Here is an 11,117-nt window from a genome sequence, read left to right as displayed (position 1 = left end):
CGCGACACCCTGCACGGCATGGTCCTCGACCGGGTGCTGCACCGGGCCGCCGAGGACGCGGGCGTGACCGTCAGCCGCAAGGAGGTCCAGGAGCTGCGCGGGGGCCTGGAGGAGCAGGCCGGCGGCCCCGAGCAGCTCGAGACGCTCTGGCTGCAGCAGTACGGCGTGGCCCCCGACCGCCTGGACGACAATCTCCGCGTCCAGCTGGAGGCCCAGAAGCTCGCCGAGAGCCTCGGCACCGACACCAGCCGGCCCGAGTTCTGGCAGGCCCTGGCGAAGGCGTCCGACCAGCTCGACATCGACCTGAACCCGCGCTACGGCGACTGGGACGTCCAGAAGAGCAGCCGCGTCGACACCGAGACCCCGTGGGTCCGGGAGATCACGGCGTCACAGACCCGGCAGACGGCGTAACGGTCCTGCGGGACACCACCCGCGACCCTTGTGGACAAGCCGGCCCGGCCCCCTGTGGACAACTCGGGGGGCCACCGGCCTCGTGCGTTACGTTCTGAAGGTGAACGCAACCAGCGCCGACACCACCTCCGGCACCGCTCCCGACCCCGGCCGCATCGTCCTGCTCACCACCAGCCACCGCGTCGCACCCGGGCTGCTGTCCTGGCCGGCCTGGCAGTCGCTGCGCGCCGCCGACCGCGTGCTGTGCGCGGACGGGGCGCATCCGCAGCTGCCCTATCTGCGCGAGGCCGCGATAGCCGTGGAGGAGGCGTCGCCCACGGCTCAGGAACTGGTGGACGCCTGCGCGGGCGGACGCACGGTGGTGGTCGTGGCCACCGGCGAGGGTGAGCCGGCCCTCACCGACGGCCTGGCCCGCCTCGCCGGCTCCGGCCGCGTCCGGATGCCCGAGCTGGAGCTGCTCCCCGCCTCCTACGACCTGCCGGGTGCCCGCTTCCTCGACCTCGTCCAGGTCATGGACCGCATCCGTCTCGAGTGCCCCTGGTCGTCCCGGCAGACCCACCTGGGCCTCGCCAAGTACGGCATCGAGGAGGCGTACGAGCTCGTCGAGGCGATCGAGGCCGGCGACCGCGACGAGCTCAGGGAGGAGCTGGGCGACGTCCTCCTGCAGGTCGTCTTCCACTCCCGCATAGCCGAGGAGGACCAGGACGCCCCGTTCTCCATCGACGACGTGGCCGGCGGCATCGTCGCCAAGCTGATCCACCGGCACCCGCACGTCTTCGGTGACGAGACGGCGCAGACCCCCGAGGAGGTCAAGGAGCACTGGCTGCGCACCAAGGCCGAGGAGAAGCGGCGCTCCTCCGTGACCGAGGGCGTCCCGCTCGGCCAGCCCGGCCTCGCCCTGGCCGCGAAGCTCGCCTCCCGCGCGCGTACGGCGGGACTTGACGTGCCACTGCCGCAGGGCGAGGGCATTGGCTACGAGTTGCTCGCGCTCGCGGTACGGGCCGAGGCGGACGGGGTTGACCCGGAGGCGGCGCTGCGCGTGGCGGCGCGGGCGTACCGGGACGCGGTGCGGGCGGCGGAGGACGCGGGCGCACGCCCCTGATCCTGACCGGGGACCGCGCCCCGCGCACGGCCTGTCGAAAGGGAGGACGCGGACGCGTGCACCGCGTACATCGCGTCCTCCGGGCCTGCGGCCCCTGCCGTGACGCACCCCGCACCGCCGCCGGATACCGTCGAGGGGTGACCGACCAGCCCCACCCGACTCATGCCGCGCCTCTTGCCCCCGACCTGTTCACCTGGGAGTTCGCCACCGACCCCTACCCCGCCTACGCCTGGCTCCGCGAGCACGCCCCCGTGCACCGCACGGAACTCCCCAGCGGTGTCGAGGCCTGGCTGGTCACCCGGTACGCAGACGCCAAGCAGGCCCTCGCCGACCAGCGGCTGTCGAAGAACCCGGCGCACCACGACGAGCCCGCGCACGCCAAGGGCAAGACCGGCATCCCCGGTGAGCGCAAGGCCGAGCTGATGACGCACCTGCTCAACATCGACCCCCCGGACCACACCCGGCTGCGCCGGCTGGTCAGCAAGGCGTTCACGCCCCGCCGGGTCGCCGAGTTCGGCTCCCGCGTGCAGGAGCTGACCGACGGGCTGATCGACCGGTTCGCGGGCGAGGGGTCCGCGGACCTCATCCACGAGTTCGCCTTCCCGCTCCCCATCTACGCCATCTGCGACATGCTCGGCGTTCCCCGCGAGGACCAGGACGACTTCCGGGACTGGGCCGGGATGATGATCCGCCACGGGGGAGGACCGAGGGGCGGGGTCGCGCGGTCGGTCAAGAAGATGCGGGGCTATCTCGCCGAGCTCATCCACAAGAAGCGGGAGGCCCTGCCCGCCGGTCCCGCTCCCGGCGAGGACCTCATCTCCGGACTCATCCGCGCCTCCGACCACGGCGAGCACCTCACCGAGAACGAGGCCGCCGCCATGGCCTTCATCCTGCTGTTCGCCGGGTTCGAGACGACCGTCAACCTCATCGGCAATGGCACCTACGCCCTCCTCACCCACCCCGAACAGCGCCACCGCCTCCAGGCCTCCCTCGCCCGTGACGAAAAGGGCCTCCTGGAGACCGGCGTGGAGGAACTCCTGCGTTACGACGGCCCGGTCGAGCTGGCCACCTGGCGGTTCGCCACCGAGCCGCTCACCATCGGCGGACAGGACATCGCGCCCGGCGACCCGGTCCTCGTCGTCCTCGCGGCCGCCGACCGGGACCCGGAGCGGTTCGCCGACCCGGACGTCCTCGACCTCGGACGGCGTGACAACCAACACCTCGGATACGGCCACGGCATCCACTACTGCCTCGGCGCCCCGCTCGCCCGGCTGGAGGGACAGACCGCGATCGCCACCCTCCTCACCCGGCTCCCCGACCTCCGACTCGCGGTGGATCCGGCCGATTTGCGGTGGCGTGGCGGGCTCATCATGCGTGGACTGCGCACCTTGCCCGTGGAGTTCACACCCGTCCGGTAATCGACCGGAGTGGCATGTTCCGCGAACCTTCCGCATACCACTCGAAGGGCCTTCCCGTGATGAGAAGATGACAAGCGGTCAAGTCTGTGATCTTCACGTGATCTGTGCGGCATTAACTTGTGACAAGTGATCGTCAGCCGATACGTTCACTCGTCAACGCGGTACGTCGGACTCCATGTACCGCGCTGGTCACCGCTGTCGCACGAAAGGCTTCCGCATGCTCTCCGGGAACGGTCGTCACCGTCGCCCCCGTCAGGCTCCGGCCCTCCTCGTCGCGGCCGGAGTGACCGGCTCCGCCATCGCCATCCCGCTGCTCGGTGCCACCGCCGCGAACGCGGCCGACGGAACCACCTGGGACAAGGTGGCCGAGTGCGAGAGCGGCGGCTCCTGGAGCGCCGACACCGGCAACGGGTTCTACGGCGGTCTGCAGATCTCCCAGGACGACTGGGACAAGTACGGCGGCCCCGACTTCGCCTCCACCCCGGACCAGGCGAGCCGCTCGCAGCAGATAGCCGTCGCCGAGAAGATCCTCGACGACCGGGGTACCGCGCCCTGGGCCACCTGTGCGCTGCTCTCCGGACTCACCTCGAACTCCGGGTCGGTCGACGTCGACACCGGCGTCGGGGAGTCCGGGTCGCCCGACTCCGCCGGCTCATCCGATTCCTCCGGTTCATCGGATTCCTCGGACTGGCCCGGCTTGTCCGACTCGTCCTCGACGTCGGACTCCCCGTCGAACGACTCCCATAAGTCCAAGTCCAGGTCCAAGGACGCCGACGACAAGCGCGGATCCTCGAAGCCCTCGAACTCCTCCGGCTCCGCCAAGTCGGACAAGTCGGAATCCTCCGGATCTGGCGACTCGCGGAGGGAGGGTGCCTCACCCACGGAATCGGCCAATTCGGGTGATGCGGACAACTCTGCACAAAACGGCGGCTCTTGGAGTCTGGTCGACACCGGCGAGCTCGGTGGCGGTCGGCATCGTGGTACGAGTGCGGACGAAAGCGACACAAACGGACAGGGTGCCGCCTCTGTGGGCCGTCACGCCGCACAGGACTACACGGTTCGCGTCGGTGACACCCTCGCGTCCATCGCCGACTCCCTTGACCTCGACGGCGGATGGCGCGCGCTCTACGCCGCCAACAAGGCCGACATCGGCCCCGACCCGAATGACATCACCCCCGGTCAGACCCTGAATGTCGATACCGAAACGGGCGAAAAGTAGCGGGAGTTGAGTCCCACTTTCATGCTCAATGTCCGGTTTGGTGAAAGTGTGGGATGAGTCTCAGAAGCCCTGATCGTCTTTGAAATTCCCCGGATCGCGTGTCTACGGTCATGACCGCTCGTCACCACGAGCCCCGGCTGTCGCAACGCCGAATCCTGCCAGCGGCCGCACGGGAACAGTCGTCGCGTCAAGCGCCGCAGGCAGGAGCGGGGGACCCAAGGTAAGTGCCGCGCCGGACAGTTGAGCCGGGGCGGCTAGGGGTGGAGCCACGCCTCCCAGCGGAGGTGTGGCCGGGCAACTCAACCGGCCCGAACCCGACAGCTCACCTCGCAGGCGTCGGTGAGGGGATCCATCCATGCTGTTTTCCGCCAAGGGCAAGCACCGTCGTCCCTCCAGGGCCACCCGCGCCCGCGCCCTCGCGCTCGCCGGAGTCGCCGGCGCCGCCATCGCCGCCCCGCTGATGGCCTCCGGCACCGCCTCCGCCGCCACCGCCGCCGAGTGGGACGCCGTCGCCAAGTGCGAGTCCGGCGGCAACTGGTCGATCAACACCGGCAACGGTTACTACGGCGGCCTGCAGTTCTCCGCCTCCACCTGGGCCGCGTACGGCGGCACGAAGTACGCGGCCACCGCCGACAAGGCCACCAAGGCGCAGCAGATCGAGATAGCCGAGAAGGTCCTCGCCGCGCAGGGCAAGGGTGCCTGGCCGGTCTGCGGCACGGGCCTGTCCGGTGCCGCCTACACCGGTGCCTCCGCCGGCTCCTCGTCGGGCGGCGGTTCCTCCGCGAGCACCACCACCCGCTCGACCGAGAAGCAGGCCGCCTCACGCTCCGCCGGGCGTCCGGCCGCGAGCAAGACCGTCACCACCCCGACCGGCAAGAAGGTCAAGAAGGGCGACGGCGAGTACAAGGTCGTCAAGGGTGACACCCTCAGCACGATCGCCGCGAAGCACAAGGTCAAGGGCGGCTGGCAGAAGCTGTTCCACCTGAACAAGGACGTCGTCCAGGACGCGGACCTCATCTACCCGGGTCAGCAGCTGCACCTGAAGTGATGCGCGGCAGGCGGCAGAGCCACAGCCTGCTCACATCCGTGTCCCCCGCAGTGCGGGACACGTGAGGGTCGCCCCCGTCCCCACGTCCCCCGCAGTGCGGGACACGTGAGGGTCGCCCCCGTCCCCACGGTCTCCCGTCCCGGTGCGTATTCCCCCGTACGCACCGGGGCGGGGTTTCTCTTTTCCGGCCGCCGGCTTCCCGACGCCGGCTTCCCCGGCGGTACTCCACCCGTTTTCGTCCCACCCTTTGTTCCGACCGGAAACAATGTGTACGGTTCCCTTGTCCACGGGACGGTCGGTCGGTGGCCGATGCCCCGGGGACGGTTAGGCTCTAGTCGCAAGGCACACCAGCCCGCACTTCCAGCGTCACATCCCAAGAAGGAGATGCTCGTGCCGTCCATCGACGTCGTCGTAGCCCGGGAAATCCTGGACTCCCGAGGCAACCCCACGGTCGAGGTCGAGGTCGGCCTCGACGACGGCAGCACGGGTCGTGCCGCCGTTCCGTCCGGCGCCTCCACCGGTGCCTTCGAGGCCATCGAGCTCCGCGACGGTGACCCGAACCGCTACCTGGGCAAGGGCGTCGAGAAGGCCGTCCTCGCCGTGATCGAGCAGATCGGCCCGGAGCTGGTCGGCTACGACGCCACCGAGCAGCGCCTGATCGACCAGGCGATGTTCGACCTGGACGCCACCGACAACAAGGGCTCGCTCGGCGCCAACGCCATCCTCGGCGTCTCCCTCGCCGTCGCCCACGCCGCCTCCGAGGCCAGCGACCTCCCCCTCTTCCGCTACCTGGGCGGCCCGAACGCGCACCTGCTGCCGGTGCCGATGATGAACATCCTGAACGGCGGCTCGCACGCCGACTCCAACGTGGACATCCAGGAGTTCATGATCGCCCCGATCGGTGCGGAGTCCTTCTCCGAGGCCCTGCGCTGGGGCACCGAGGTCTACCACACCCTCAAGAAGGTCCTGAAGAGCAAGGGCCTGTCCACCGGTCTCGGCGACGAGGGCGGCTTCGCCCCGAACCTCGGCTCCAACCGCGAGGCCCTCGACCTCATCCTCGAGGCCGTCAAGCAGGCCGGCTACGTCCCCGGTGAGCAGATCGCGCTCGCGCTCGACGTCGCCGCGTCCGAGTTCTACAAGGACGGCAAGTACGAGTTCGAGGGCAAGTCCCGCTCGGCCGCCGAGATGACCGAGTACTACGAGGAGCTCGTGGCGGCCTACCCGCTCGTCTCCATCGAGGACCCGCTGTTCGAGGACGACTGGGCCGGCTGGAAGGTCATCACCGACAAGCTCGGCGACAAGGTCCAGCTGGTCGGCGACGACCTGTTCGTCACCAACCCCGAGCGCCTCGCCCGCGGCATCGAGGAGGGCACCGCCAACGCCCTGCTCGTGAAGGTGAACCAGATCGGCTCGCTGACCGAGACCCTGGACGCCGTCGAGCTGGCCCAGCGCAACGGCTTCAAGTGCATGATGTCCCACCGCTCCGGCGAGACCGAGGACGTCACCATCGCCGACCTGGCCGTCGCCACCAACTGCGGCCAGATCAAGACCGGTGCCCCGGCCCGCTCCGAGCGCGTCGCCAAGTACAACCAGCTGCTGCGCATCGAGGAGATCCTCGACGACGCGGCGGTGTACGCCGGCCGCAGCGCCTTCCCGCGCTTCAAGGGCGGCGTGGAGATCTCCAAGGGCTGAGCCGGTGAGGCCCCGGTAAGGGGCGCTCCTCAGCCAGGCGTACGTACGTCCCCGTACTCGGTCCCGTACCGTGTGCGGGGACGTCGCACGTGTGAAGGGGAGGCGGGAGACATGGCCGTGAAGGACCGGGACCGGTTCTCCACCGCGACCAGACTGCGGCTGCTCGGCGAGCAGACGGCTGCCCGTGTCTACCGCTCCCAGACCAAGCGGCAGGCACGCCGCTCCCGGCTCACCGGCCGCGCCGCGCTGCTCGCCCTCGTCCTGTGCACGATGGTGGTGGCCCTGGCCTACCCGATGCGTCAGTACGTCTCCCAGCGCGCCGAGATCGCCGATCTGGAGCGGCAGAAGCAGCAGGCCGCGGAACGGGTCGAGCAGTTGCGCGACCTCAAGGCCCGGTGGCAGGACGACGCGTTCGCGGAGCAGCAGATCCGGGAGCGGCTGCACTATGTGATGCCGGGTGAGACCGGCTACGTCGTGATCGACCCCGGTGCGGCCAAGCAGTCACGCGCCTATCAGGGGGCGGCCGACCGCCCCTGGTACTCGAACGTCTGGGACGGGGTCGACAAGTCCGACGCCTCCGACCAGTGAGCCGGTGGCTTCGGGACAGCACCGGTCAGTGAACCCACAGCCAGAGAAAGACAGCCTGAAGACAGCCATGGAAACGCCTCCGCCGCCCACTCCGCGTACCGAGCCCACCGACGCGGACGTCGAGGCCTTCAAGCAGCAGCTCGGGCGTCCGCCGCGCGGGCTGCGGGCCATCGCGCACCGGTGCCCCTGCGGTCAGCCGGACGTCGTGGAGACGGCACCGCGTCTGCCCGACGGCACGCCCTTCCCGACGACGTACTACCTGACGTGCCCGCGGGCCGCCTCCGCGATCGGAACGCTGGAAGCCAACGGCGTGATGAAGGAGATGACGGACCGGCTGGCCTCCGACCCCGAGCTGGCCGACGCCTACCGCGCCGCCCACGAGGACTACATCGCGCGCCGCGACGCCATCGAGGTCCTGGAGGGCTTTCCGAGCGCGGGCGGCATGCCGGACCGAGTCAAGTGCCTGCACGTGCTCGTGGCCCACTCGCTGGCGGCGGGACCGGGCGTCAACCCGCTCGGCGACGAGGCGATCGCGATGCTGCCGGAGTGGTGGCGCAAGGGCCCGTGCGTGCAGCCGCTGGAGGCGCCCGACCCGGCCGACGAGCACCCCGGCGAGGAGGGCGCGGTCGTCGACGACCCGACCGTGGTCCGCGGCGCCTTCTTCGCCGACAGGCCGCTGGTCCCGTCCGGCTTCTCCCGGGTCGCCGCCGTCGACTGCGGCACGAACTCCATCCGGCTGCTGGTCGCCGACGTGAACCCGGCCACCGGTGAACTGCTGGAGCTCGACCGGCGGATGACGATCGTGCGACTCGGTCAGGACGTCGACCGGACCGGCCGGCTGGCCCCCGAGGCGCTGGAACGGACGTTCGCCGCGTGCCGGGAGTACGCGGAGGTCATCGGCCGACTGGGCGCCGGGAAGGTGCGGTTCGTGGCGACGTCCGCGTCCCGGGACGCCGAGAACCGGGACGACTTCGTGCGGGGCGTCCTCGACATCCTCGGGGTGGAGCCGGAGGTCATCTCCGGCGACCAGGAGGCCGAGTTCTCCTTCACGGGCGCCACGAAGGAGCTGACGGGCCGGGACGACCTCACCAAGCCGTACCTCGTCGTGGACATCGGCGGCGGTTCGACCGAGTTCGTGGTGGGCGACGAGCGCGTGCGGGCCGCCCGGTCCGTGGACGTGGGCTGCGTGCGGATGACCGAGCGGCACCTGGTGCAGGAGGGCGTCCTCGGCGACCCGCCCGCCGAGGAACGGATCGCGGCCATGCGGGCCGACATCGAGGCCGCCCTCGACCTCGCCGAGGAGACGGTGCCGCTGCGCGAGGCGCGCACGCTCGTCGGGCTCGCCGGGTCCGTCACGACCGTGTCGGCGATCGCGCAGGAGCTGCCCGAGTACGACTCCGCCCGCATCCACCACTCGCGCGTCTCCCGGGACCGCGTCCGCGAGATCACCGAGTCGCTGCTGCGCTCCACCCACGCCGAGCGGGCGGCGATCCCGTCCATGCACCCGGGCCGGGTCGACGTGATCGGTGCCGGCGCCCTCGTGCTGCTCGCGATCATGGAGCGGACAGGGGCGGAGGAGGTCGTGGTGAGCGAGCACGACATCCTCGACGGCATCGCGTGGTCGGTGGCCTGAGCCACCCGGCACGGGTGGTCTGGGTCTCCTTTACTACCGACCAGTAGCCTCCGGGTGAGCAGGCTGGATAACGTATGAGCGTGATTCCGGGGGTGTGGGCGCACCCCCGGAGGGCGCTCTCCCGAGAAAGTTCGTGAAGTTCTTCACAAGGAATTGGGCCCTGTCGAGGGGCCGAAGGTCCCTCGTTGACCCGTTCGGGGGCTCAACGGCCCCGAGAGGGCGCTCAGGGGAGCGTCGCCGGGGTCTTGCCCAAGGGCGTCGGGCGATGGTGTTTCGGGGCTCTCACAGGCCCTCCGAGCAGCCGGAGAGGCAGCTCACGCGGCATGGACAACGGGTCGCGGTGAACCACGGTTCCCGCTCGCCGTCATGACCTGTGTCACGCGGGTCGCGGAGTGTAGCACGGACCCTCAAGAAGCTTGTGAAGGGGCGCACGAGCGACCCCCGAGGGGCGGGTGGATACTCGATGGCATGAGCACCACGGAGCGTCCCAGGATCCTCGTAGTAGGCGGTGGGTACGTAGGCCTGTACGCAGCTCGGCGCATCCTCAAGAAGATGCGCTACGGAGAGGCGACCGTCACGGTCGTCGACCCCCGGTCGTACATGACCTACCAGCCCTTCCTCCCCGAAGCCGCCGCCGGCAGCATCTCCCCTCGCCACGTCGTCGTCCCGCTGCGGCGCGTGCTGCCGAAGGCGGAGGTCCTCACCGGCCGGGTCACCACCATCGACCAGGACCGCAAGGTCGCCACGATCGCCCCGCTGGTCGGCGAGGCGTACGAGCTGCCCTTCGACTACCTGGTGATCGCGCTCGGCGCGGTCTCCCGCACCTTCCCGATCCCCGGCCTCGCCGAGCAGGGCATCGGCATGAAGGGCATCGAGGAGTCCATCGGCCTGCGCAACCACGTCCTCGAGCAGCTGGACAAGGCCGACTCCACGACCGACGAGGAGATCCGCCGCAAGGCGCTCACGTTCGTCTTCATCGGCGGTGGCTTCGCCGGCGCGGAGACCATCGGTGAGGTCGAGGACATGGCCCGTGACGCGGCCAGGTACTACAAGAACGTGTCCCGCGAGGACATGCGCTTCGTCCTCGTCGACGCCGCCGACAAGATCCTTCCCGAGGTCGGTCCCAAGCTCGGCCAGTACGGCAAGGAGCACCTGGAGAGCCGCGGCGTGGAGATCTACCTCTCCACCTCGATGGACTCCTGCGTCGACGGTCACGTGGTGCTGAAGAACGGCCTCGAGGTCGACTCCAACACCATCGTGTGGACCGCGGGCGTCAAGCCGAACCCGGCCCTGGCCCGCTTCGGTCTGCCCCTCGGCCCCCGCGGCCACGTCGACTGCGAGCCCACGCTCCAGGTCGCCGGCACCGACTACATCTGGGCCGCGGGCGACAACGCCCAGGTCCCGGACCTCGTCGGCCGCAAGGCGGGCAACGAGAACGCCTGGTGCCCGCCGAACGCCCAGCACGCGCTGCGTCAGGCCAGGGTCCTCGGCGACAACGTGATCTCCGGCATGCGGGGCTTCCCGCAGAAGGACTACTCGCACGCCAACAAGGGCGCGGTGGCCGGTCTCGGCCTCCACAAGGGCGTCGCGATGATCGTCGTGGGCAAGACGAAGATCAAGCTCAAGGGCCGCCTGGCCTGGTACATGCACCGTGGCTACCACGGTCTGGCCATGCCGACCTGGAACCGCAAGATCCGCATCTTCGCCGACTGGACCCTCGGCATGTTCCTCAAGCGCGAGGTCGTGTCGCTCGGCGCCATGGAGAACCCGCGCGAGGAGTTCTACGAGGCCGCCAAGCCGGCGCCGGTGGCTGCCGCCGCGAAGACCGAGGAGAAGGCCAAGGCCTCCTGACCTCGGGTCACCCGAGCACAGCCCGAAGGGGCCGCCCGCCCTCCGTGGTGCGGGCGGGCCCTTCGGCGGGCCCGGGCCCCCCCTCGGCGCCGCCCCGCGCCCCACCCGCGCCCCCCCCGCGGGTTGTGCCGGGCCCCCGCGGGGGTGGGCCCGTG

8 protein-coding genes, 2 pseudogenes and 1 riboswitch are annotated in these 11,117 nt (G+C 70.3%); all 10 genes and pseudogenes read left to right on the top strand.

The features are described from left to right. Positions 1 to 411 (top strand): annotated as a pseudogene (locus ACFW2E_RS29820) (hypothetical protein); the annotation flags it as partial. Between the two features lie 100 nt (positions 412 to 511). After that, on the top strand, positions 512 to 1,513 hold the full coding sequence (locus ACFW2E_RS29815) for a nucleoside triphosphate pyrophosphohydrolase (protein ID WP_384470172.1): 1,002 nt from the start codon (positions 512 to 514) through the stop codon (positions 1,511 to 1,513). 137 nt (positions 1,514 to 1,650) lie between these two features. Next, positions 1,651 to 2,931 (top strand): cytochrome P450, encoded by a 1,281-nt coding sequence (locus ACFW2E_RS29810; protein WP_384470171.1) that lies wholly within the window; start codon positions 1,651 to 1,653, stop codon positions 2,929 to 2,931. Positions 2,932 to 3,148: 217 nt separating this feature from the next. Continuing rightward, positions 3,149 to 4,150 carry a transglycosylase family protein gene (locus tag ACFW2E_RS29805; RefSeq protein WP_384470170.1) on the top strand — a complete coding sequence of 334 codons (1,002 nt, stop codon included), beginning with the start codon at positions 3,149 to 3,151 and terminating at the stop codon, positions 4,148 to 4,150. A 182-nt stretch (positions 4,151 to 4,332) separates the two neighbouring features. After that, positions 4,333 to 4,501: riboswitch (cyclic di-AMP (ydaO/yuaA leader) on the top strand. 4 nt (positions 4,502 to 4,505) lie between these two features. Further along, positions 4,506 to 5,198, top strand: coding sequence for a transglycosylase family protein (locus ACFW2E_RS29800; protein ID WP_384470169.1), 693 nt, complete (start codon positions 4,506 to 4,508; stop codon positions 5,196 to 5,198). Positions 5,199 to 5,582: 384 nt separating this feature from the next. After that, complete coding sequence (gene eno / locus ACFW2E_RS29795; protein ID WP_384470168.1) at positions 5,583 to 6,890, top strand: phosphopyruvate hydratase; 1,308 nt, start codon at positions 5,583 to 5,585, stop codon at positions 6,888 to 6,890. A gap of 111 nt (positions 6,891 to 7,001) precedes the next feature. Further along, positions 7,002 to 7,478 carry a septum formation initiator family protein gene (locus ACFW2E_RS29790; protein WP_384470167.1) on the top strand — a complete coding sequence of 159 codons (477 nt, stop codon included), beginning with the start codon at positions 7,002 to 7,004 and terminating at the stop codon, positions 7,476 to 7,478. A 67-nt stretch (positions 7,479 to 7,545) separates the two neighbouring features. Further along, positions 7,546 to 7,947: pseudogene (locus ACFW2E_RS29785) on the top strand (DUF501 domain-containing protein); the annotation flags it as partial. A gap of 207 nt (positions 7,948 to 8,154) precedes the next feature. Then, on the top strand, positions 8,155 to 9,111 hold the full coding sequence (locus tag ACFW2E_RS29780) for an exopolyphosphatase (RefSeq protein WP_384470173.1): 957 nt from the start codon (positions 8,155 to 8,157) through the stop codon (positions 9,109 to 9,111). Positions 9,112 to 9,579: 468 nt separating this feature from the next. After that, complete coding sequence (locus ACFW2E_RS29775) at positions 9,580 to 10,962, top strand: NAD(P)/FAD-dependent oxidoreductase (protein WP_384470166.1); 1,383 nt, start codon at positions 9,580 to 9,582, stop codon at positions 10,960 to 10,962. Positions 10,963 to 11,117 lie beyond the last annotated feature (155 nt).

The organism is Streptomyces sp. NPDC058964 (assembly GCF_042741275.1).
Classification (GTDB): domain Bacteria; phylum Actinomycetota; class Actinomycetes; order Streptomycetales; family Streptomycetaceae; genus Streptomyces.
Note: the sequence above shows the minus strand (reverse complement) of the source record. Positions and strands in the feature narration are given on the sequence as shown.

What these genes read in the sequence shown, in the direction of transcription:
- ACFW2E_RS29805 (WP_384470170.1), top strand. Translation starts at nt 3,149, where the DNA reads ATGCTCTCCGGGAACGGTCGTCACCGTCGCCCCCGTCAGGCTCCGGCC.
- ACFW2E_RS29800 (WP_384470169.1), top strand. Translation starts at nt 4,506, where the DNA reads ATGCTGTTTTCCGCCAAGGGCAAGCACCGTCGTCCCTCCAGGGCCACC.
- eno (WP_384470168.1), top strand. Translation starts at nt 5,583, where the DNA reads ATGCTCGTGCCGTCCATCGACGTCGTCGTAGCCCGGGAAATCCTGGAC.
- ACFW2E_RS29790 (WP_384470167.1), top strand. Translation starts at nt 7,002, where the DNA reads ATGGCCGTGAAGGACCGGGACCGGTTCTCCACCGCGACCAGACTGCGG.
- ACFW2E_RS29775 (WP_384470166.1), top strand. Translation starts at nt 9,580, where the DNA reads ATGAGCACCACGGAGCGTCCCAGGATCCTCGTAGTAGGCGGTGGGTAC.